The sequence below is a fragment of the Pedobacter hiemivivus genome (assembly GCF_004331685.1).
GTDB lineage: Bacteria > Bacteroidota > Bacteroidia > Sphingobacteriales > Sphingobacteriaceae > Pedobacter > Pedobacter hiemivivus.
In genome coordinates this window covers 110,416-134,742 of the sequence record NZ_SJSM01000005.1, presented here as the reverse complement: position 1 = coordinate 134,742, position 24,327 = coordinate 110,416, and the positions used below count along the sequence as shown (strand labels likewise).

The following is a 24,327-nucleotide window of genomic DNA, read 5'->3' as shown; positions in this document are numbered from 1 at the left end:
TTTAAATTTCCATCCCGTTTTAATAGAAAAGAGTTAATGGCCATTTAACTGGAATACATTTAAAAACAAAAGAAATTAAAACATGAAAACATCAAATAATTTGTCATCGTTAATACAAAAAGGGACGGTTTTACTTTTAGCAGCCGCTATTTTTGCTTCTTGCAAAAAGGACAAGGTTAAACCTCCCGTTGTCTTGAAACCCGCCAGACTTACTGTGGTTCATGCTTCTCCAGGTGGCCCTGAATTCACATTCCTGATCAACGATGTTGCAGCTACGCCAAAGGCATTCACCTATAACACAGTTTTGGATTACCAGGATGTAAAAGCCGGTGATAAACAATTGAGCCTGGTTAAAAAAGGAACTACGGATATCATTGTAAAAACTCCGTTTACGTTAAAGGAACAAAAATCTTACACGGCGTTTGTGACAGAAAAAGCACCTAAGGCTGTATTTGCTTTGTTTGAAGATGATTTGTCGGCGCCAACAGGTGAGAATGCCAAAGTTCGTTTCGCAAACTTAAGTCCTGATGCGCCTGCACTTGACCTGATTGTTGGGGGTAAAGCGGAAGCGGCACTGACTAAAAAAGCATTTAAAGAAGCTACTGCTTTTGTGAATGTAGCCGCGGCTGCAGAGCTTAAATTTGAAATTGTAGAGAATGGTAAAACGGTTGTTTTGGCTACGCTTGACAAGGTTAAAATTGAAAAGGGAAAAGTTTATACGATTTGGGTTAAAGGTTTGAAAGATGCTACTGATGACACCAAACTTGGTTTAGCAGTGATGACTAACAAATAGGAATCAGAACCGGTACCATATGCGCCTGAATGCAAATGGTACCGGATTTTGAAGCTGGTGTCTGCCAGTTCCGATATATGTTAAAAGTGTTAAAAAAGTCTACCGGTCTTGCTGAGCTTATAGCTGCTGCCAAAGATCAAAAGGAATCCGCTAAAGAAGCCCTTTATAAATTTTATTATGGCTACCTCATGGCTGTAATTATGCGATATACCAGGAACAGCAATGATTCGGAGGAACTGGTGAACGATAGTTTTATCCGAATCTTCCAAAATTTATCAAAGTTTTGTCCACCCACACAAAGTGCAGATCTGGAGAAAGCCTTTATGGGATGGATAGTGAAAATCAGCTGCAGAATAGCGATTGATTTTTTAAGGAAAGGCAAGTTGTTGACCGTGGATGAGGAACTGTATGATGATGTTCATCCGCTGATTAATCCGGATGTGATGCCTCATTTGAATGCTCAGGATATTTTAAAAATGATCAATAATCTTCCTGAAACACAGCGCCTGATTTTTAATATGTATGAAATTGAGGGCTTCTCACACGAAGAGATATCCAGAACGTTAAATGTCCAGGAAAATATCAGTAGGGTATACCTGGGACGGGCGAAACAAAAGTTAAGATTATTATATCAAAAATCAACAGTCGATTCAGATGGAACCTATTGAAGACGATTTTTTTGCAAGGCTGAAAGCTGTAATCCAACAGGAACGGGTTCCATATCGGGCCGGGGCCTGGGAAAGTTTTAAGAATCAGGAAAAACAAACCAAACGTGCTTTGCTTTTTCCAATGATTTCTGCAGCGGCAGTTATAGTGATGTGTTGTATGATTTATTTCTGGCCGCAGGCAGATCATTTCGTTGAAGTGAAACAAAAAATTACATCGCTGAGGACAGGTCAATCGGCGACAGGTGCCGCGCAGCCAAAACGGGCGCAAGCAATAACAAAAAAAATAGTCCTGAAAAAAAATAGGAGGCCGCCGTATCAAATAAAAAAAGAAGCGGTGACTCAGACTCCGGGTACAGTGGCTGAACGATTGGCCGCTTCCATCGGCTCTGGGTATGCTGAAGCAAATGAAATAGCACAAGATGTAAAAGAGAAAGTAAAACAGGGAACAAGAAATAATAATAATAAGCCATATAATCCGATAGCAAACGAACGGCCGAATCTGGCAATGCGATTTGATCAGGGCAGCTCCTGGAAAATTAGCGCAGCGCTTAACAATAGTTATAATGCAGCTGACCGCTTAACCTTTGGTGTTGCGGCAGCAGTAGATGTACACATCACAAAGCGTATTGCATTGACCTCGGGTATTGGTTACAATCAGCTAGCATCGAAGAAGACCAGTGATAATTCAATGATGGGGGCAGCGGACATGGAAAAAACACTAGCGTCTGTTTATACCAGCGTTTCCGGAATTGATATTCCCCTGGAAATAAAATACAGCCTAAATAAAAATACAGCAATTGGTTTTGGTTTGTCGGCGATGGCAGTTTTAAAACAGCATCAGACCCGGAATTATATTGATACTAAAATCGTTGTGAGTTCTTATACCGATGAACAGGGGGAAGTAAGGACGGAGAGCCGAACGGTTGTTGAAAATACAAAGGAGACCGTAAGAAACGACGATTTATCTGCAAACGACTACTTGGGCTTTTATAATCTTTCTATAGGGCGGCACCAGAAGATCAGCAACAAACAATACATTACCATTGAACCCTTTGTTAAGCTGCCGATGCATTCTTTTTCATCGGAAAAGGTCAAACTCATCTCTGGAGGTATCCGCTTAAAAGTAGATCTTTAGGAAGCCGTTTTTTTATTTGAATGACCATCGCCAGTTTTTTATAAACTGCATAGCAAAGGCTGTTGATCATATTGCCAGCGGACTTCTTTTCAATTCTTAGAATGATATACTGATGTAAAACCTGTTCTAGCTAGCCAAAATCAATATTATAATATAAAAAGGGTATATAGTTTTTATATTATACCCTAAAAAATAAACATTAAAAGAAACGGGATAAATCCGAAGACTTACCCCGTTAAATTAACGCTCTCTTAACAAATGTAGCAATTATTCTCGTAAAGAATATAAAATGGAACAAAGTATCAATTTGAAGGGAGCTTATTTAATTTGGTCTTGACTCGATTTTTGATGCTTTTAGGTATTTTATTTGGGTTAAATGCAATTCCGATGCGTTTTCAACCAAATTTGAGCCCGGGTAGATTTATCTTTAATTGTTTCGAGATGTTTGTTGAAATAACCTGATAAAAATATCAAAATTAATCACCTAAACTGATAGCCAATGAAATAAAGAAACGACAATAACAGATCATACTTCTTAAATGAGGTATTAATTCAGAGTCTCGACAAGTAAATTTCATTAGGATTGGAATTTTAACATTTGATAAACTTAAGTTCATAGTAGAAGCTTAAACTTGCTTGTCTCCTATGGAATAGTGTCAACTATATAAATGTTCAATTAATCCTGTTAAAATGTACGTGTATAATAAGTTCTTTGTAATCGGTGTTTCGATTGCATGCTGTTTCCTATTCACATTTTTCGGTGGAAGTAGCTGTTTGAGTGCGAATGTAAAGAACAGCCCCAAAGAAACGCTCTCTTATGCAGAAAGATTAGTACTCACCAATCCTGATTCGGCATTTTTACTGATACAAAAACTTCGAAAAGAATATTCCGATCGGAAAGACGTGCATGCTTTGGCTGTATGTAACCAGCAACTGGGCAAGATTTTTCATTATCAGGGAGCCTACGCCCAGGCGCTAACCTTTTACCTCAAGGCAGACAAGATATTTCGAAAGGAAAAGGATCGCCTACTTATCGCCCAAAACCTCAACAATATTGCCCAAACTTATAGTTCTGCCCATCTTAAACAGAAATCTCTACCCATGTTTAAAGAAGCATTGAAAATTTTCCAGGAGCTTAGGAATGACAAGGGAATAGCTAAAACATACAGCATTCTTGGGAAATTTTTTGAAAAGAAAGGTACGTATGATATTAGTTTTGGGTATCAACAACTCGCTCTTCAGCACTATAAAAAAATAAACGACAGTCTGGGCCTGGCCAAAGTATACAACGATATTGGATCTATTCTGGAGCGCAAGCGTCAATACAATGATGCGTTGAAGTATTTTACATTGGCACTATCAATCAATGAGTCTTTGGACAACCGTCTAGGGCAGATTGGAAATATCAATAATATTGGTGACTTCTACCTCAAAACCGGGGATTACAGAAAAGCACTTTCAGCGACCATGCAAGCTAAATCACTTGCAATTGAACTCAAAAGCAAAAGAGAATTAATCAGCGCCTGTGACAACCTTGCTCAAACTTATAAGCTTATCGGTAATACCGACAGCGCCTATTATTACAGTCAGACTGCCAGTAAAAATTACCACCAGACCTTTAAGGAAGAAAGTAGCAAGCAAATCAATTTACTGCAAATCTTTTTTGAAGTAGAAAGAAAAGATAGCGAAATCCAGCAGTTGAAAGTTGATAAAAAGATCACGCTGATCTCCACTGGATCTGTAGTAGCAATCTGTCTGCTGCTGATCCTACTCGGCTTTAAATCCCCTTAAGGATGCGGCAGCTTATTTGCTTGTTTTAGAACAGGGAGTGAGCTCCAAAATAGAAGCTGAAGTTTCCAAAATGTTAATTGATGAGGTGGCCCCAAATTTTACAGTTAAAGATGTGAACGGGAAAACCGTTTCACTAGCTGATTTTAAAGGGAAGACCATTGTGCTCGATTTTTGGGCAACCTGGTGTGGGCCTTGTAAGAAATCCTTTCCGGCGATGCAGATGGCCGTAAATAAATATAAAAATGATCCAAACGTAAAGTTCTTGTTTATTCATACCTGGGAAAAGGTTGATCAGCCGCTTGCAGATGCACAATCCTACTTGAATAGCAACAATTATAAATTTGATCTTTATATGGACACAAAAGATCCGAAAACAAAGACCAATCCCGCCGTAAGTGCATTTGATGTAAAGGGCATCCCTGCCAAGTTCGTAATTGACGGTAAAGGTAAAACCCGTTTTAAAATAACCGGATTTGCAGGTGGAGATGATGCTGCGGTTGCAGAACTATCCTCAATGATAGACTTGATCAAAAAGAGCAGTTAGATTGGGTATTGACATCCCAAAATAAGCCTGCAATCGTTTTTAGTGATAAATATATATCACTATATATTGTTTTTAATGGTGAGAAAATACAGATAAATTTGTACTGTTAATCGTGAATACTATGAGAAAACTAATATACATTGCACTACTATATACTGCCTTAATGCCTGCCACATCAAAAAATCAAGCTATGGCTCAGACCCGAACAGAAAATTTATTGGAAAAACAAAATAACCATTCAATTTTTTACAAGACGATTGAAGTAGACGGTCGGGTTATCTTTTATAGAGAAGCTGGGCAATTAGATAAGCCAACAATTCTTTTTCTACATGGTTTTCCATCATCGTCGCGTATGTGGCAACCCTTATTGGAAAAATTATCGGCGGATTATCATGTCATAGCACCAGACTACATAGGGTTTGGACATAGTAGCCAGCCAGCAGCAGATCGCTTTGTTTATACTTTTGATAATTTAGCGGAATATATAGGTAAATTCATTATTCAATTATCTCTGGAGAAATTCGTATTGGTACAACAGGATTATGGCGGGCCGATTGGAATGCGGATTGCTGAAAAATATCCTGAAAAAGTAAAGGCAATAATTGTTCAGAATGCCGTAAGCCATAAAGAGGGGCTTTCGCCTTTGTGGGAAACAAGAAAGGCATTTTGGGCTGATAAAGAGAAATATTATGATGCCGTAAAAAAGAATTTTATAAGCTTAGAGGCGACCAAGCAAAGACACATAGGAAGTACGCCGACACCTGAAAAAATTAACCCTGACACGTATGTTGACGAATATTTATTCCTAAATAAACCGGGAATGGCAGATATTCAATTAAGTCTTTTTTACGACTACCAGAGCAATGTTAAATCATATCCCAAATGGCAGAAATGGTTAAAAACGAATCAGCCTAAGATGCTTGTTATTTGGGGTAAATATGACCCCTCATTTACTGTTGCAGGAGCTTGGAAATATAAGGATGATGTTCCGAAAGCGGAAGTACACATAGTCGATGGAGGGCACTTTGCATTAGATAAAGCCGAACCTGAAATCTTAAGATTGATGCAACAATTCTTGAAAAGCGTTGTTAATGAGAAATAATATTTGGAATCGTTTTTATGTTAACTTTGGGTAACAGTAGTTTTTAGAAATACGACTATTTAGATGAAAGCTAAAGAAGTTTTAAAGGAACATGTTGCAAAAAATGTTGCACTTACGGATGAAGAGTTCGAATATTTCTTTTCCCATTTTGAGCTCCAGAATTTCAAAAAAGGGCAGGTAATCATTTCCGAGGGGAGCATTGTCGATTATGAATATTTCGTGATCTCCGGGTGCTTGAAATCTTTTTTCATTAATGACGAATTGAAGATGTTCATCCTGCAGTTTGCCATGCCCTCCTGGTGGGCTTCTGATTTTGATGCACTTTATAACCATACTAAAGCAAGTATATCATTAGATTGCATTACCGACGTAGAAGTATTACGCCTTAGTAATGCGAATCGGGAAAAAATTTGCAGAGAAATCCACTCCGTAGAAAGCTTCTTCCGTTGGCGAACCAATAGGGGGTATGTAGCTAGTCAGAAAAGATTGCTATCATTCATGAATAATAACGTCAAATTCAGATACGAAGAATTGCTGAGCTTATATCCGGAACTTTATAATATTGTGCCCAAAAACCTGATCGCTGCTTATCTTGGCGTATCCCGGGAAACATTAAGCAGACTTTATCATACCTGAAATGTGATGTAGATCACATAATTATTGCCAGTTTCAAATGTGATCTAGGTCACGCCTGCCAACCGTTTTTCCTTCCGTACTTTGTGGTGTAATTAAAAAACAAATCACATGGAAAATCAAAAATTCATCATCGATCCTGCACAGAGCAATATTGATTGGATAGGAAAAAAAGTAACTGGCGCACATAATGGGACAATAGCCATTAAAGCCGGTAAAATCATTTTGAATGAGGGTAAAGTCACAGGCGGTAATTTCATCGTCGACACCACCTCCATTAATATACTCGATATTGCGGATCCTGATACAAATGCCCAATTCCTGGGACATCTGATCTCCGACGATTTCTTTGGTACAGAACAGTTCCAGGAAGCAAATTTGGTGATCAACACTGTTACCGGGAATCATATTTCCGCTGACCTTACCATTAAAGGTATAACACATCCTATAGATTTTGACGCTGTTATCAGTCAAACTGACGATACGTTGACTGCAAAGGCTAAGCTCCTGGTAGATCGCACTAAATATGGTATGAAGTTCCGATCTGGAAACTTTTTCCTAGACCTGGGAGACACCTTGATATATAATGATTTTGAATTAAATGTAAGTATTACCGCTAAAGCTGAGTAATCGGCTCATTAGCATAAATTTTAAGCTATGCCATTTGTAAAAATAGAAGTAACCCGTGAAGGTGTTACCAAAGCGCAAAAACAGGCCCTGATAAAAGGGGTAACAGACCTGATCACTGAGGTACTGAATAAGGATCCACACTTGACCCACGTAGTAATACAAGAACATGACCTTGACGACTGGGGCTATGCCGGAGAACAGGTGTCAGAACTGAGGGCAAGGGGAATTACAGCGGATAAAAAATAACGCTTTAACAGAAAAATAAAATGAAAACACAAACCATAATTGTTACCGGTGCCTCTTCAGGTATAGGTAAAGAAATAGCCCGCTATTTTTTGGAAAGGGGTGATAATGTGATCATCAATTCTTTAACAGCTGAAAAACTGGAAGAGGTGTATCGGGAATTAGGTGCAGGAGATCGCCTGGCTAAGGTAGCAGGGAATGTAAAAGATAAAAGCACTGGTGAGCAGTTACTGTCCACTGCTATTGAAAAGTTTGGCGGTGTGGATGTATTGGTAAACAATGCCGGGATTTATGAAACCAAACCCTTCCTGGAAGTGGACGAAGCCTATCTTGATCGCTTTTTGGATACCAACCTCAAGGGAACTTTTTTTACCACCCAGGCTATCTTGCCACAAATGCTTAAACAGCTAGGTGGCGTAGTCATTAATATTGGCACTCCTTTGGTCTATCACGCATTGGGTGGCGCACCATCGACAGCACCAATTGCATCGAAAGGTGCAATACACGCACTCACCTTACAGTTGGCAGCTGAGTTTGGTAAAAATAACATCAGGGTAAATACTATAGCTCCAGGTGTCATTCGTACGCCTATGCATGGTGATAAAGCTGATCAAAGTGCTGGTTTACATTTATTGAACAGGGTGGGCGAAGCCCAGGACGTTGCACAAATGGTTTATACCATTGCGAAAAACAATTTTGTCAATGGTGCTATTATTAATGTTGACGGTGGCATGGGCGCCGGCCATAATCTGAACTAATTATGAAAGAAGATTCATTAGCTATTACAGCTGCCCTGGAAAGCGATTACTTTCCAGGCATTTATGAAGGTGATGTAGAAAAACTAGGCCGTATTATATATCCGGGAACCCTGTTGTTTGGGGATGTAAAGGGGCAGCCTTATGCCAAAACCCGTGAGGAGTATCTTGATGCGGTAAAGAACCGACAAAGTGTGAAAGATTCGGGAAAACCTTTTAAGGGGACTATTATCTCGATAGATGTGGTCAATACAATAGCGGTTGCAAAAGTTCATGTTAAAATGTATGATTTCAATTATGACGAGTTCCTGTCGTTTCATAAAATCAATAACCAATGGCTGATTGTGAATAAAATGCTCAGCGATGTGGCTAGGTAAATAGAGAAGTTATGTGGTATCAAACAAAAGCATCCAAAATATTGAACATTCAATATCCCATCCTGCAAGGGCCGTTCGGAGGCAACTTGTCGTCTGTTGAGTTGGTAGCGACAGTGTCAAATCTGGGAGGGCTTGGGGGCTTCGGCGCCTATAATTTGAGCCCTGAGGAGATTATAGCCGTAGACCGGCAGATCAAGTTAGCTACAAATAAGCCTTACAATGTTAACCTATGGGTTTCGGATACTGATGCGGTGGACGGCACTGTTTCAGACGAGCAGTTTAATCGGGCTCAGCAGTTGTTTAAGCCTTATTTTGAGGAGTTGGGCATAGCGCTTCCAGAAAAGCCAGCACCATTCAAAAGCAGGTTCGAAAACCAGGTCGAAGTGATCTTGCATCAACGGCCACCTGTGTTCAGCTTTATGTTTGGAGCTCCAACAGCCGATATTCTGGAACAGTGCCATAGACTTGGTATTGTAACTATTGGTGCTGCAACCACGCTGGATGAGGCTATTGTTTTGGAATCTGCCGGGGTGGACATGATCATCGCATCCGGGTTTGAAGCTGGGGGACATCGTCCATCGTTTCTGTCGTCGGCGGAAACATCTACAATTGGAACATTTGTATTGCTCCAACTGATTAAAGAGAAGGTAAAGACACCAGTGATTGCCGCAGGCGGAATTGCTAATGGAAAAGGTGTTGCCGCTGCGTTGGCCCTCGGGGCAGATGCCGCACAAATTGGCACCGCTTTTCTGGCGACTGAGGAATCTAATGCCACAGCCATTCATAAACAAATGCTATTTTCGGATGCAGCGAAATATACTACGTTATCACGGGCATTTACTGGCCGGCTTGGCAGAGGAATAACCAGTCGCATTGCAAAGGATTTGGTGTCCCGGGAGGAAGGATTTTTACCGTTCCCACTGCAAACACAGTTTATGTCGCGCTTAAGGAAAGCAGCTATTGAACAAGAAAAATGGGATATGATATTATTTTGGGGCGGTCAGATTGCACCTATCCTGAAACATACCAGGGCTGCTGAGTTGATGAAATCTATTTTGGAAGAAACGCAGGCCCACTTTGACCATTTAAAATCTTAAAATAATTATAATTGTCATGGAAAATGAACAAATTATCGTTGAATCGAGCTTTTCAGCGATGATCAACGCCCCAATTGAAAAAATTAACATTCCGGAATGGTGCTTTACACTTCCGGAGAAGGAGTACCAGTCGTGTTCTCCGGCCCATATCGCAGCAGGATTTACGACCTCGCCGGAGGGGAAACGTATGTCCATAAATGTAGAGGTAATTGGAGGCAGCCTGATGGTTCAGCACTATGTAGAGCATTTGGGTGAACCTACACATCTGGTCCTGGAATCAGTTTCAGATGTATTTACACCAACTGGTCGCAGCACTATTCATGTTCACTGGGAATTGAGCGTTAAAAAAATTGATGATCACACCAGCGAATTTACAAACAGGGTTCAATCAAGGGCTACGGAAGAATTTATAAAGTTTATTGACCAGCAGGGGATTCCTTTTGAGCAGTTCAAAGCTCAGCGACAACCGGCCTCCATCTATCACAATCAGACAGAGACGCCGCTGTTTGCAAAAAGTATCGAGCGTCACGCTTTAGGAAAAAATAAGCAAAATCTAAAACAAATAAGACGGATAAAATGAAAGTGCAATCTTATCAGAGAGAAAAAACAGCACTGCTGTTTATCGATCCCTACAACGATTTTCTGTCAGAGGGTGGGAAAATATGGCCTCGGGTAAAAGAAGTTGCCGAGGCTAATCACTTATTGGATAATCTAAAGGCAATTGTCAAAACGGTGCGAGAAGCCGGTATTCAAGTGTTTATTGTTCCACATAAACGGTGGGAAGCAACAGATTATCAATATTGGAAGCATCCTAACCCAACACAGTTGGGCATCATGGAACGTCACACCTTTGCTAAGGGTACGTGGGGTGGAGAGTGGCATCCTGACTTTACTCCCCAGCAAGGAGATATCATTGTTAAGGAGCATTGGGCACAAAGTGGTTTCGCGAATACCGATTTGGATATGCTACTTAAACAAAAAGAGATCACACATGTCATCGCTATCGGATTGTTAGCGAATACCTGTGTGGAAAGTACTGCTCGTTTTGCGATGGAATTGGGTTATCATGTTACGCTCATCAAGGATGCTACTGCAGCTTTTACTGCGGAAATGATGCACGCTGCCCATGCACTCAATGGTCCGACCTATGCCCATGCCATATTAACGACCAGTGAACTGATTAATGCGCTAACCATAAAATAGACCTCAATTGCCCGAGGCTTGATAGCCGATTATTTTACCTAATCGGCTCAGAATTTGTTTATATTTGAGCTGATTAGACAAAATAATCGGCTCAATATGTATAATTGGCAATATAAAGAATGGCCTGATTTTACTTACTTGAGAGAGGAATTTCAACCGTGTATTTGTCTTTGCTAAGTTTCTTTGATAAATTACATAAGAAATGACCAAATAGTAATGAACGTTCACAGCACATATTCTGATCACAAATTGACTGCTTTATTAAATTCAGGAGATGAAGCTGCCTTTACCGAGATTTATAATCGGTATTGGAAGATGCTATTGGGAGTAGCATACAATCATACCAGAGATAAATCGGATAGTGAAGAGATTGTGCAGGAAGTATTTTTCAGTCTTTGGAATAAACGAGAGGCTTTGAACGTACATGCTTTGGATCGCTATTTAGCAACTGCCGTGAAATTTACGGTATTCAATAATTACTACCGTAAACGAAAACGAATTGATCATATGGTGAGCAAGATGCCTTATCAGGAAAGCTATGAGATTGAAGAAGAAATAGCTGCTCGTTTTCTACAAGAGCAGATTGATTCGATTGTAACTACACTCCCGGAAAAGTGCAGGCTCGTATTTAAATACAGTAGGGAAGCTGGATTAAAAAATCATGAAATTGCGAGGGAAATGGGGATTTCTGAAAAGACAGTTGAGGCGCATTTAAGTAAAGCCATAAAAGTAGTAAAAGGGAATCTTACCGATACTGGAGCTTTGCTCCTATTCTTGTCAACGTTGTTAAATAAGAACTAAAATACCGCTGAGGAAATGAGGTAAAAAAAAAACTGAAAATATTTTCAATTAGACTAAGGGTAATCCTATCTGGCCGGGTACATTACAGTACAGACCAAATATGAAGATGGAGAACCAGCGGCTAAATGACCTCATAGAAAAGTATATCCTAAAGACTGCGACAGTTACTGAACAGTACGAATTATTAGAATGGTATAACAGGGAGAATGAAAAGGATATTGTATGGCCAACTGATGCGACTGAGGAAGAGCAGTTGGTGAAACAACGAATGCTTTCGAAAATTTCTAGGACTAGGATGATTAAACCGTTAAAACGCCATAAGCTTTGGTCGAGTATAGCGGCGGCGGCGGCTATACTATTGACGATAGGTTCAGGATTATGGTTTTTTACTTTGCAAAAAGCAGATAAAGAAATAGCTCAGATCAATGGCCGGTTCAAGAATGATATGACCCCGGGTAAAAATACCGCCACATTAACATTAGCGAACGGTAAAATCATAAAATTAAGTGATGCTAAGAATGGAGTGATAATTGACGCTGCTAAGTTGAGCTATAACGACGGGTCGTTGATTCCGATCGGGGGTAGCGGCCACGTCGGGGGAGTTGTTCAAATGTTAACGGCAACAACGCCTAGAGGTGGCCAATATCAGGTTCATCTACCAGATGGGACCAAAGTATGGCTCAATGCCGCCAGTGTGCTTAAATTCCCTTCGAGTTTTACAGGAGAGGATAGTCGTAAGGTTGATCTAATTGGCGAAGCTTATTTTGAAGTTCGTAAAGATGCAAAACATCCATTTGTCGTTAAAACAGCCAGACAGGAGGTCACTGTCCTTGGCACACATTTCAACATCAACAGTTATACAGATGAAGAGGACATTAAAACTACCTTATTAGAAGGTTCTGTACGTGTTGGTACGCGCCCTCCGGGAATAATGCAGCGTAGAACGCTTGTACCTGGGCAGGAATCGATAGTGAACAGTAATTTTGAACTAAGTGTGCAGGAGGCATATGACCTTGAGCAGGCCGTGGCTTGGAAAAATGGCAAGTTTGTTTTTTCAAATCAAGATATTGTTACCGTTATGCGTCAGATTTCACGCTGGTACGATGCAGAAATAATTTATCAGCAAACACCTTCAACCACCTTGATGGGAGGAATGATTTCCAGAAATAAAAACGTTTCAGAAGTATTATTGTTACTGGAAGCAACAGGAGTGGGGCATTTTAAAATTGAAGGAAAAAAGATAATTGTAACACGTTAATAAATATAAATTACTAAACCTAACCTAACCAAATATGAACAAACCAATACGAACTTAGCGCTATTAGCGCTGGGTTACTTAGATACAAAGCCGGGCAGTGTTCTAGCACTACCCGACAATTGATTTGAGTGACCAACCCCGACGCAAAGCCGGGAGAATAATTTATCGAACTATATCTGTTAACTCAAACCAACTCAAAAGTATGAATTTAAATGCTTTTAAACAAGGTATGCCACGTCTGTTGCTGCCCCCTAAAATAATACTGATTATGCGATTAATTGTCGTGATCATGGCTGTTTTTATTCTGCAAGCCAACGCAGTTACTGGCTACGGCCAAAAAGTAACAATTTCTAAAAGCAATGCCTCCATTGTGCAGTTGTTTAAGGAAATAAATAAGCAAACGGGGTATGATTTTTTGTACACCAATCCGATTATTAAAGATGCCAAATTAATTAGTTTAAAGGTTAGCGATGCTGACCTTATGCAGGTACTGAATCTTTGTTTCAGCAACCAGCCTTTTACCTATTCGATTAAGAATAAAACCATCCTTGTAACGCCAAAGCCACCAGTAACAGGAGACGTTAAAGGAAAGGTTACGGAGTCAGGTACAGGCCTTCCAATATCGGGAGTAACCGTAAGGCTGACTGGCGGGAACATCAATATTGGTAAAATGACGGATGCCAATGGAGATTATGCTTTTAAAGATGTGCCTACTGGCTCCTATAAAATGACAGCTTCATATCTGGGCTTCGAGTCGCAGGTTAAAGAGCTACTCATTTCCGATGGAAAAGTATTGGAAGCTAATTTTCAGCTCAAGGCTGAAGTGTCTCAACTGGAGCAAGTGTTGGTGATAGGGTATGGAACTACACAACGTAAAGATCTTACAGGCTCCGTTGCAAGTGTATCTTCAGCACAGATAAAAGATCTTCCGGTAAGTTCGGTGGATCAAAAACTAGTGGGTCAGATTGCCGGTGTCCAGATCAGCTCACCTACGGGAGCACCCGGTGGGGGAGTCAATATTCAGATCCGGGGAACAGGCTCAATTTCTTTTAGTAACAGTCCGTTATTCGTCCTTGATGGATTTGCGATATCAAATACAGGGGGGCACGACTATAATCCGCTGAATTTGCTTAATCCAGATGATGTAGAATCCGTGACTGTACTCAAGGATGCTTCCTCAACAGCCATATATGGTTCCAGAGGTTCTAACGGGGTCATTGTGATTACAACGAAAAAAGGAAAGCCAGGTGATCCGGTAGTAAGTGTAAACAGTTATATCGGTGCACAAAAAGTGCCGCAGAAAGGACGTCCAAAAGTGCTGAACGGAACTGAGTATGCCCAGTTCAGGAAAGATATCATTATCGATGAATTCGCATCCAGGGGTGCTGTTCCAACGGATGCAGATATTCCCGCCCCGTTCAGAAATCCTGCACAATATGGGAAAGGCACAGACTGGTATGATGCTGTACTGCGTACAGGAATACAAACTAATGTGGATGCCAGTTTAAGAGGCGGTAGCGAAAGTACAAGATATTCTGTGTCCATTGGCCGACTGGAGCAGGAAGGAACCATCAAGTACACAGATTACAGACGTTATTCGGGCAATTTTAATCTGGAATCGGATCTGAGCAAAAAAGTAAAACTCGGTATCAGTCTTTCACCAACAGCAGGGACACAGAATCGTAATGGATTTGAGAGTGGTCAGCGGGATGTGCTCACACGTACATTGTGGCTGAGCCCTATCGTTCCTATCACTGATGCAAACGGAAACCGGACAATTTTTATCCACTCACCAGGGGCAATCGGAGCAGGGAATCCACTGAATACCCTGGAGTATGGCGGAACAGAAGCCAAATACTTTCGTGGTCTGGCAACAGCTTTTGCCGAGTATAAGATCATCGACGGACTAAAGGCAAAATATGCATTCAATGTGGATTATTCCAACAACAGCTCTTTTGTGTTTAATCCTACATTTGTGATCGGGGAAACAGGAGCATCAAATCCTAGTCTATCGATTCCAAGTTCTAATACTGCCCAAACCACAACAACAAACTGGCTCTCGGAACTAACCCTTAGCTACGATAAGACATTTGGTACGGACCATCGGGTTAATGCAGTTTTAGGCTACACAGCACAGAAAGAACGTTACAATGGATATTCTTTTGGCGCAACAAATTACCCCGATGACCTCATCGAAACTATAAATGCATCCACTTTGCTAGATGGCGCCGGGGCCGGTATAGAGAAATGGTCTCTGCTCTCTTACCTGGCAAGGGCTAATTATACCTTTAAAGATAAGTACCTGTTTACCGCAACCATAAGAACAGATGGATCTTCCCGTTTTGGTAAGAATACACAATATGGTACTTTTCCATCCGCTGCTTTTGCATGGCGGGCTTCCCAGGAAAAGTTCCTTAAAAGTATCCGATGGATAAACGACCTTAAATTACGTGCAAGTTACGGTCAAACTGGAAACTTTAACATCGGAAATTATGCCTATGCCTCCAGCGTAGGACCCTCAAACTATGCTTTTGGAGATCAACTGGCCAGCGGAAGGGTTTCTGGTTCAATTGCCAATGAAAACCTGACCTGGGAAAAATCGAGAGAGTTAGATCTGGGGATTGATATGGCCGTTTTAAACGACAGGTTGAGCTTGACGGTAGATTATTATAACCGGATTACAAGCGACCTGCTGCTAAATGCCGAGCTGCCTTCTGCTTCTGGTTTCTCATCCGCTATTGTTAACCTGGGTAAGGTAAGAAACCGGGGCTTTGAATTTAGTGTCAACTCCAAAAACCTTACGGGTAGTTTCAGATGGAACACCAATCTTAATTTAAGCTTGAACAGAAATGTTGTACTTGAACTTAACCCGGGAAATAACAACGCTCCAGTATATAGTGGTAGAAGTGGAGAGGGTAATTTTACCCATAAAACGGAGGTTGGCAAACCTATAGGTCAGTTCTTCGGATTCGTTTTTGATGGTATTTACCAAAACGCGCAGCAACTGTCGAGCCAGCCCAAGCACAATTCTTCTATTGTGGGCTCTGTTCGCTATAAGGATGTTGATGGCAATGGAATTATTGAAGCTGTTAAGGATTTTACGGTAATAGGAGATACCCAGCCAGATTTTACTTATGGCATCACCAACAGTTTTAGTTATAAGAATTTTGATCTCAATGTGATTGTTGTTGGCGTTCAAGGCGGACAGATCATGAGGACTGGTAATGAATTTTTAACCAATATAGATGGTGTTTTTAATGTTGATCGCAAAGTTATTGATAGGTTCAGGTCAACGGCACAGCCCGGTAGCGGCTTAGTGCCAACGACAGTTGGCGGAAGGACACTATATCGCGAGGTCAATTCACAATGGATAGAGGATGCCAGCTTTTTAAGGATTCAAAATGTTACACTAGGTTATAATTTTAAGCAGCCTTTTATCACAAATTCCAGAATCGTAAAAGCAGTCAGATTATATGCCAGTGTTCAGAACCTGGTCACTTTTACAAAGTATAGCGGTGCCAATCCGCAGGCAGGAACGAACGATGGGTTTTCTGCATTAACTCCAGGGCGTGATTTTACCAGTTACCCAATTCCTAGGATTATTACAGCTGGTATAAACATGACTTTTTAAACTTTAATCGAATCAACAATGAAAAATAACTCAAAATATATTGTCCTGGCATCACTGACACTATTGCTTAATATGCAATCATGTAAAAAGGGTTTTTTAGAACAACCTCCTGAATCGAACCTAAGTGGAACGAATTTCTGGAAAACAGAATCTGATCTCAAACAAGGCGTAAATGGGGCTTACAGTTCTCTTCGGGGCATGGGGTCGTTCAGTTACTGGCTTTTTGGTGAAATGAGGTCTGACAATACAACCTTCCAGTACAATGCCCCTCAAAGAGGCCAGGAAAACAGGGAACTTGTAGATCAGTTTCTGGCGAGCTCCTCAAATACGCTTCTTCAGGATTATTGGAGAGATTCTTACACTGCAATAATGCGATGTAATGATGTGTTGGATCACGTAGACGCTATAGAAATGTCGGCCGTTGCAAAAAATCAGGCTATAGGGGAGGTCAAGTTTTTAAGAGCATTTCATTACTTTAACCTGGTAAGACAGTTTGGTGGCGTGCCGCTAAGACTGTCGGTAACCAAGTCGCCAAGCGATTCCCCGTCCAAAGGCAGGGCAAGTGCAGATGAAGTCTACAATCAGATCATAACCGATCTGAACGATGCTGCTAACAATCTGCCTGATGCATCCTCATATCCTTCGGGAGATAAAGGACGGGTATCAAAAGGTTCTGCAAATGCACTTTTAGGCGAGGTTTACATGACCCAAAGAAAGTTTTCGGACGCATTGATTGCGCTAAGAAAAGTAACCGGCTATAGTTTAATGGCTACCTATGCATCTATATTTCTTACCACAGAGAAGAACAATGTAGAATCTGTTTTCGAAATCCAGTATTATTCTACTGCCGGTACTAACCTGTCGAGCAATTTTATGTACCAGTTTGCCCCATTTAATTCCGGGTCTGTGGTAACAGGGGATAGTAAGACCAATCTTAGCTTTGGAAGTGGATGGAATACCCCAACAACTGATTTGATCAGTGCTTATGAAGCAGGAGACTTAAGGAAGAATGTGTCGCTGGGCGAGGGTTTTACAGATGCATCTGGTTTTGTGGCGGTACCCTATGTTAAAAAATACAACCAGGGATTTGTTCAACCAGGACAGACCAATGTCAACTTTCCCGTTATTCGGTATGCTGATGTAATGCTGATGATTGCGGAGTGTTTGAACGAAGGTGGATTTGTTGCTAACGGAGAGGCCTTTACTTTGCTAAATGAAATCAGAAGAAGAGCTGGACTTCCGTTTAAAACTTCTGGTAATCCGATACCTGCACTGAATGTGAATTCGCAGGCTGCCTTTAGAGATGCGATTTATCAAGAACGGAAAATCGAACTTGCTTTTGAGAACCACCGGTGGTATGACCTTGTTAGAACAGGAACGGCCATAGCAGTAATGAATGCGCATGGTCAAAGGGAAATCCTGAAAGCGCCTTCCCAGTTCCCTGCAGGTTCTTACCAGGTAACGCAGAATAAACTGTTGCTTCAAATCCCACAACGGGAAGTGACATTGGATAATTTACCGCAGAACCCACAATAACAGGTATAGTTGTAAACATAAAAAGCCGACGGAAATTCCCGTCGGCTTTTTTTATGGTCTATGTTTAAGCGATTTCAAATTGATATACACCAGCATTAAGCTTGACCTTCGAAGCGATGACCTTACCATTGCGGTATACTTTTTTACCATCGGCTACCGGAAAACTAATCACTGCATCCGAATTGGCTGGAATGGTAACGGTATAAACGACCTTATTTCCTGATCTTTTCCATGCGGAGACGATTTTACCATAAGGGCCTTCATGTTCTGCCTTGAAATGGTTAAGCCCGGATACAAAATTTGGACGCAGCTGGATCCTCTTAAATCCAGGATACTGCTCATCAGGATGAATGCCACCTAATCCCTTAAAGAACCAGCCACCTATTTCACCGAACATCATATGATTTAAAGAGATATCCCTTTCTGCTTTAATGTCCCAGTTTTCATAAAGGGTAGTAGCTCCGTTTACGATCCACCATCCCCAGGAAGGGTAAGTGTCCTGCGCAGCTAACTTATAAGCCGTTTCTGCCTGTCCGTTGTCACTAAGGGCATTTAATATCGCCTTGGCACCAAGCACTCCAACATCCAGGTGCATGCCATCTGCTGCAACTCTTTTAGCCAGATTCTGCGCAACCTTAGCTTTGAGTCCTTCTGGTACCAGTCCCCACTGTAGGGCAACACTCAATTCAGTCTGCACTCCCGAAGCATAAATTCCCGTTTCAGCGTTAAAATATTTGTTATTTATCGAAGCTTTGATTTTTTCGGCGAGTTTACTGTAATAGTCGAAATCCTTTTGTTTGTGCAGTATTTTGGCTGTTTTTGCAAGAATAATTGCATCCACAAAGTAATAGGTAGATGAAGTGTATTCCAGGTTGGATTTAGATTTAACAGGTACCCAATCTCCGCGGCCAAAAGTAGTGAGTCCCTCTGGACTGATTTGTGTGATGTAATCCACATACTTTTTCATGCTGTCATAGCTATCAGCCAGAAGTTGGCTATCACCGTAAAAAAGGTAGATGTTCCATGGAATGATCGCAATGGTACTTGTCCAGTCGGTTCCATTTGCGGTTCCATATCCCCAGCCACCGGTAGGAATGATATCTGGTAATACACCATCCGGCTTTTGCTCATCCCTGTGGTCTGCCAGCCATTTCTCATAAACAGTGATCCCGTCAAAATTAAACAGACCCGTTTCTATAGCGAAATGTCCATCACCAGTCCAACCGTTTTTTTCCCTTTGCGGACAATCTGTAGGATAGCCCATAAGATTGGATAAATAAGAATTGTTCGTTGCCCACCATAACTTATCTATTAATGGATTAGATGAGCTGATTTTGCCTTTTGGAGCCACATCGCTATGCATGAAGTAGCCAGTGATACTTTCTTTACTTAGCTGAACTGGTTTACTGCTGGTTACTTCTACATATTGAAAACCTTTATAGTTGAATTTGGGCATAAATTCAAGTTGTCCCTTTCCTGATAAGGTGATGATATCTGTTTGAAAAGGATCAGTTTGATCTTTAGGGCGGTAGTAAACATCAATATTAGAAAGGTCAACTCTGCCATTGGCATACAGGCGTTCACCGTGTTTTAAACGGAGGATGGTACCATCTTCTCCCTTTACCTTGATTTTAGTTACACCGGATATATTTTGACCAAGGTCAAAAACATAAGTCGTATCATCCAGTTTTTTCATCGATTTAACCGGAATTTCTTTCACATTCCGGATAGGTTGCATGGCCTGACTGACCACCAAGTCTGAAGGTGCTTTTCTTACCACAACAGATTCCCATTTACGATCGTCAAAATCTGAGGTATTCCATCCCGGTTGTTCCAGGCGGAAATCATAATGCTCAGCAGTATAAATATTATTTGATATGATTGGGCTTAAGCTGGTTTTCCAGTCTTTACCCGAAGTAATCACTGTTGTTGTGCCATCAGTATAGGTAATTCTGAGGTCCATACAAAAAGCAGGTCTTGCCCTCCAGGCTGCTTTATCAAAATTCCAGACTGCCATTGCCTGGTGGTTGTACCAGCCATTTCCGAGAAGAACACCGATTGCGTTGCTGCCTTTTTGCAGCTGGGCAGTCACATCATAAGACACATATAAATTTCTTTTATCAAAACGCGTATACATCGGATCCAAGCGGTGGTTACCAATCTTTTTACCATTCAGATACAACTCGTATAATCCTGCAGCAGCGATATATGCCCTGGCCGATTTAACCTGTTTTGAAGATTCAAATGCTTTCCTGAAATACGGGGCAGGACGCTTATTAATGTCATTCCCATCACTGATCCAGTCACCTTTCCAATGAGCTGCTGTCATCATGCCTGTTTCAAAACTTGAAATCGGACCAGGGGCAGCTAATTTTCCATTTTTGTCCCAAAGCACTACGGTCCAGAAATATTTGTGGAAAGCTTCTAGCGGCTGCCCTCCATAGTTTACTAGACGATCTGAGGAATTTATCTTCCCGGAATCCCATGAATTCCCCATTCTTTTACTGATTGCTATCGAATCCTTTCCAACTATAATTCTATAAGCAGTTTGCCTGGCATCCTGACGATTATCTATCATTAACCAGGATAAACGCGGTTTGAGCGCGTCAATTCCTATCGGATTGAGGAGGTATTCACATTGTAAGGTGGCAGGTTTCACGACCAGGGGATCTTTGGCCATTCCAGCTGATGACCAAGTAATTAGCAACAGCAGTAATGGAAAAAACAAATTCTTTAAATAGTGGCTCATTCGTATAAATTTAGGTGTTATTATTGCAATAATAAATCCCTTATGGGGGATTCGCATCCTGTACCATCCTGCTAGATTCTAAATTTATTCTTTTCAAGGGAATTTGTAATGTTCAAATATATTTTTCATATTAGTAAAACGTTTTAGCAATTACTCATTCAAACAAAGAATATAAATGAAAAATCCTATTGTGTTAGGTGTTGATATAGGTGGCTCACATATAACGGCAGCGTTAGTAGATTTAGCAGCCGGGACATTGATCAAAGATTCCTTTCAACGAAAACAAGTCAATTCTGGTGATTCAGCAGGGGCAATCTTTGACAATTGGTGCAATGTCATCCAAGGATCTTTCGGTGTGGGGAATATTTCAGAAAAGAGAATTGGAATTGCAATTCCAGGACCTTTCGAGTATGATGATGGGATCTCCTTTATCAAGGATCAGGATAAATTTAAGAGTTTGTATAACGTAAATGTTAAACATGAACTGGCTGCACGTTTAAATATTAAAACAGATAACATTCGGTTTATCAATGATGCTGCCGGATTTCTGAAGGGGGAAGCGTTTGGAGGTGCAGCTCAAGGGTATGATAAGGCAATCGGACTAACGCTGGGAACGGGTTTAGGTTCTGCATTTTTTGAGGATGGAGTAACCGAAGATGCTGCATTGTGGAAATCTACTTTTAAAGATGGTATTGCAGAAGACTATTTGGCTACCGGATGGTTTGTTAAGCGGTACTTTGAACTTACAGGTAGGACTATTCGGGGAGTAAAGGAACTAAATCGTTCTGAATGCTTTGAGCAGCCCGAACGTCAAATATTTGAAGAATTTGGTAACAATTTGGGGCTGTTTATTAAGGGGCTGCTTGTGGAAAGGCCTGGGAATCTCCTAGTTTTGGGTGGAAATATAGTGAATGCACACGAGTGTTTCATGCCTTATTTGGAGCTATATCTTAAAAAAGAGAATTGCTGTCCAGAAATAAAAATTGCCGAGTTAAAAGAAGATGCTGCGCTTATTGGTGCAGGTTCTTGTTGGAGTTTAACCTAAAAAATCTAGTACTATAAATATAAGATTTGATAACATACAGATATGATTAAAGAACTTTTGACTGCCTCACTACTATTTGTGTCTTCTGCTTTGTCTGCACAGACAGTAGGTAAAATCACTGACCCTGTGGACTGGGTAAACCCTTTAATGGGAACAGCCAGTAAGCCGAGTCTTTCTAATGGAAACACTTATCCTACAATTGCAATGCCTTGGGGAATGAATTTCTGGACTCCACAGACCGGTAAAATGGGCGACGGCTGGGCTTATACTTATGATGCAGATAAGATCAGGGGTTTTAAGCAAACACATCAGCCATCTCCATGGATGAATGATTACGGACAATTTTCGATAATGCCGGTAACTGGTAAAATGAAGTTTAACCAGGATGACAGGGCCAGTTGGTTCTCCCATAAATCCGAAATTGTAAAGCCATATTATTATAGCGTATACCTTGCTGATGCAGATGTAACCACAGAGATTACGCCTACGGAAAGAGCTGCACAATTCCGTTTCACTTTCCCAAAATCAGATGATTCTTATATAGTTGTAGATGCATTCGATAAAGGATCTTACATTAAGATCATCCCTGCCGAGCGTAAAATAATTGGTTACAGTACCCGTTACAGTAGCGGTAAACTGGAAAACTTTAAGAATTATTTTGTCATTTATTTCGATAAAGCCTTTACTTCTGCAAACGGATGGGAAGGCAATGAACTGTTAAAAGGGGAGCTTGAGGTTACAGCAAATCATTCTGGTGCTGTTGTTGGATTTAAAACAGCAAAAGGCGAACAGGTCAACATGAAGGTAGCTTCATCATTCATCAGTTTTGAGCAGGCAGAGCTTAACCTAAGCAGAGAATTGTCCAACGATAATTTTGAGACTACAAAACAAAAAGGAAAAGCAATCTGGAATAAAACCTTAAGCAGAATTGCTGTAGAGGGTGGTACTGTGGATCAAACACGAACATTCTATTCCAGCTTATATCGCATGTTGTTTTTCCCGCATAAGATGTATGAATTGGACAAAAGCAATAAAGTCGTGCATTGGAGTCCATACACTGGGAAAACCTTACCTGGTTACAGGTTTGGAGGCACTGGGTTCTGGGATACTTTCAGGGCATTGTACCCCTTCCTGAATATGATGTACCCATCCGTAAACAAAGAAATGCAGGAAGGCTTAATTAATGACTATAAAGAAGGCGGATGGTTGCCAGAATGGTCAAGCCCCGCTTATGCAGACTGTATGATCGGTAATAATTCAGCTTCAGTTGTTGCAGACGCTTACATTAAAGGAGGGCGTGGGTATGATATTAATACCTTATGGGAAGCCCTTAAGCATGGTGCGAACAATGAAGGGCCGCAGGCAACAGGTCGCCGTGGTGTTAAATACTACAACGAGCTGGGTTATGTACCTTACGATGTGAAGATCAACGAAAATGCAGCAAGAACTTTAGAGTATGCCTATGATGATTTTACCATTTATCAGTTGGGCAAAGCATTAAAAAAACCTGCTTCAGAAATCGAGATTTATAAAAAACGCAGCATGAATTACAAGAACCTGTTTGATGCTTCAACAGGCTTAATGCGTGGTAAAAATGCAGATGGAAAGTTCCAGACTCCATTTAACCCTTTCAAATGGGGAGATGCTTTTACGGAAGGAAATAGCTGGCACTACTCTTGGTCTGTATTTCAGGATATTGACGGCTTGGCTACATTAATGGGGGGTAAAGAGAAGTTTGTGACCAAACTGGATTCTGTATTTACACTTCCTCCAGTTTTTGATGACAGCTATTACGGTAGCGTAATTCATGAGATCCGCGAGATGCAGATTGCCAACATGGGGCAGTATGCACATGGAAACCAGCCGATACAGCATATGATTTACCTATACAATTATGCAGGTGCGCCATGGAAGACCCAATATTGGGTACGGGAGACTATGGACCGAATGTATAAACCTACTCCAGATGGTTATTGTGGTGATGAAGATAATGGTCAGACCTCTGCATGGTATGTGTTTTCTGTCATGGGTTTTTACCCGGTTACACCTGCAGTTGACCAATATGTTATCGGTGCACCTTTATTTAAAAAGGTAACTTTGAAACTTGAAAATGGGAAGGTATTGACGATTAACGCGCCTAAAAACAGTAAGGAAAACAGGTATATTAAAAGCTTAACATATAATGGAAAAGCATATTCCAAGAATTGGTTAAGTCATTCGGACTTACAAAAAGGAGGAGTATTAGAGTTTGAAATGTCTGCAGTACCCAACAAAAAAAGGGGAGTGGATCGTGCAGACTACCCTTATTCATTATCGACGGTAAAAGAGTAGGAGCA

The 24,327-nt window shown here is 40.9% G+C and carries 21 protein-coding genes; 20 read left to right on the top strand and 1 reads right to left on the bottom strand.

Features of this window, described 5'->3' with window-relative positions; all coding sequences use genetic code 11:
• Positions 1–82: 82 nt before the first annotated feature.
• The 18 genes from EZ444_RS11110 (at position 83) to EZ444_RS11025 (ending at position 18,197) form a co-directional block, all read left to right on the top strand.
• Complete coding sequence (locus EZ444_RS11110) at positions 83–793, top strand: DUF4397 domain-containing protein (RefSeq protein WP_131608819.1); 711 nt, start codon at positions 83–85, stop codon at positions 791–793.
• Between the two features lie 29 nt (positions 794–822).
• Positions 823–1,461, top strand: a complete 639-nt coding sequence (locus EZ444_RS11105; protein WP_225874694.1) for an RNA polymerase sigma factor — start codon at positions 823–825, stop codon at positions 1,459–1,461.
• Entirely contained in the window at positions 1,448–2,596 is a 1,149-nt protein-coding gene (locus EZ444_RS11100; RefSeq protein ID WP_131608818.1) for a porin family protein, read from the top strand. Before EZ444_RS11105 ends, EZ444_RS11100 begins: the two co-directional genes overlap by 14 nt.
• A gap of 690 nt (positions 2,597–3,286) precedes the next feature.
• Entirely contained in the window at positions 3,287–4,387 is a 1,101-nt protein-coding gene (locus tag EZ444_RS11095) for a tetratricopeptide repeat protein (protein ID WP_131608817.1), read from the top strand.
• A gap of 37 nt (positions 4,388–4,424) precedes the next feature.
• The gene (locus EZ444_RS11090) at positions 4,425–4,931 is read left to right on the top strand and encodes a TlpA family protein disulfide reductase (protein WP_131608816.1); all 507 of its coding nucleotides are present in this window, start codon (positions 4,425–4,427) and stop codon (positions 4,929–4,931) included.
• 121 nt (positions 4,932–5,052) lie between these two features.
• On the top strand, positions 5,053–6,033 hold the full coding sequence (locus EZ444_RS11085) for an alpha/beta fold hydrolase (protein WP_131608815.1): 981 nt from the start codon (positions 5,053–5,055) through the stop codon (positions 6,031–6,033).
• Positions 6,034–6,096: 63 nt separating this feature from the next.
• The gene (locus EZ444_RS11080) at positions 6,097–6,669 is read left to right on the top strand and encodes a Crp/Fnr family transcriptional regulator (protein WP_131608814.1); all 573 of its coding nucleotides are present in this window, start codon (positions 6,097–6,099) and stop codon (positions 6,667–6,669) included.
• A gap of 108 nt (positions 6,670–6,777) precedes the next feature.
• Positions 6,778–7,296: a YceI family protein gene (locus EZ444_RS11075; protein WP_131608813.1), complete on the top strand. Its 519-nt coding sequence runs from the start codon at positions 6,778–6,780 to the stop codon at positions 7,294–7,296.
• A gap of 27 nt (positions 7,297–7,323) precedes the next feature.
• On the top strand, positions 7,324–7,542 hold the full coding sequence (locus tag EZ444_RS11070) for a tautomerase family protein (protein WP_131608812.1): 219 nt from the start codon (positions 7,324–7,326) through the stop codon (positions 7,540–7,542).
• 20 nt (positions 7,543–7,562) lie between these two features.
• Positions 7,563–8,297, top strand: a complete 735-nt coding sequence (locus EZ444_RS11065) for an SDR family NAD(P)-dependent oxidoreductase (protein ID WP_131608811.1) — start codon at positions 7,563–7,565, stop codon at positions 8,295–8,297.
• Positions 8,298–8,299: 2 nt separating this feature from the next.
• Positions 8,300–8,671: a nuclear transport factor 2 family protein gene (locus EZ444_RS11060; protein WP_131608810.1), complete on the top strand. Its 372-nt coding sequence runs from the start codon at positions 8,300–8,302 to the stop codon at positions 8,669–8,671.
• A gap of 11 nt (positions 8,672–8,682) precedes the next feature.
• Complete coding sequence (locus tag EZ444_RS11055; protein WP_131608809.1) at positions 8,683–9,768, top strand: NAD(P)H-dependent flavin oxidoreductase; 1,086 nt, start codon at positions 8,683–8,685, stop codon at positions 9,766–9,768.
• Between the two features lie 16 nt (positions 9,769–9,784).
• Positions 9,785–10,348 (top strand): hypothetical protein, encoded by a 564-nt coding sequence (locus EZ444_RS11050; RefSeq protein ID WP_131608808.1) that lies wholly within the window; start codon positions 9,785–9,787, stop codon positions 10,346–10,348.
• A gap of 2 nt (positions 10,349–10,350) precedes the next feature.
• A complete protein-coding gene (locus EZ444_RS11045) occupies positions 10,351–10,971 on the top strand; it encodes a cysteine hydrolase family protein (protein WP_205945256.1) in 621 nt (206 codons plus the stop codon).
• Between the two features lie 216 nt (positions 10,972–11,187).
• Positions 11,188–11,772 carry an RNA polymerase sigma-70 factor gene (locus tag EZ444_RS11040; protein WP_131608806.1) on the top strand — a complete coding sequence of 195 codons (585 nt, stop codon included), beginning with the start codon at positions 11,188–11,190 and terminating at the stop codon, positions 11,770–11,772.
• A gap of 100 nt (positions 11,773–11,872) precedes the next feature.
• Positions 11,873–13,030 (top strand): FecR family protein, encoded by a 1,158-nt coding sequence (locus EZ444_RS11035; protein ID WP_131608805.1) that lies wholly within the window; start codon positions 11,873–11,875, stop codon positions 13,028–13,030.
• Between the two features lie 202 nt (positions 13,031–13,232).
• Positions 13,233–16,661, top strand: coding sequence for a TonB-dependent receptor (locus EZ444_RS11030; protein WP_131608804.1), 3,429 nt, complete (start codon positions 13,233–13,235; stop codon positions 16,659–16,661).
• A gap of 18 nt (positions 16,662–16,679) precedes the next feature.
• Positions 16,680–18,197, top strand: coding sequence for a RagB/SusD family nutrient uptake outer membrane protein (locus tag EZ444_RS11025; protein ID WP_131608803.1), 1,518 nt, complete (start codon positions 16,680–16,682; stop codon positions 18,195–18,197).
• Positions 18,198–18,261: 64 nt separating this feature from the next.
• On the opposite strand, the gene EZ444_RS11020 is transcribed toward EZ444_RS11025, so the two are convergent.
• Positions 18,262–20,946, bottom strand: a complete 2,685-nt coding sequence (locus EZ444_RS11020) for a glycoside hydrolase family 78 protein (RefSeq protein WP_205945255.1) — start codon at positions 20,944–20,946, stop codon at positions 18,262–18,264.
• A gap of 175 nt (positions 20,947–21,121) precedes the next feature.
• Here EZ444_RS11020 and EZ444_RS11015 point away from each other — a divergent pair, with 175 nt between their 5' ends.
• Positions 21,122–21,991, top strand: coding sequence for an ROK family protein (locus EZ444_RS11015; RefSeq protein WP_131608802.1), 870 nt, complete (start codon positions 21,122–21,124; stop codon positions 21,989–21,991).
• A 42-nt stretch (positions 21,992–22,033) separates the two neighbouring features.
• A complete protein-coding gene (locus EZ444_RS11010) occupies positions 22,034–24,322 on the top strand; it encodes a GH92 family glycosyl hydrolase (RefSeq protein WP_131608801.1) in 2,289 nt (762 codons plus the stop codon).
• The last annotated feature ends 5 nt before the right edge of the window (positions 24,323–24,327 follow it).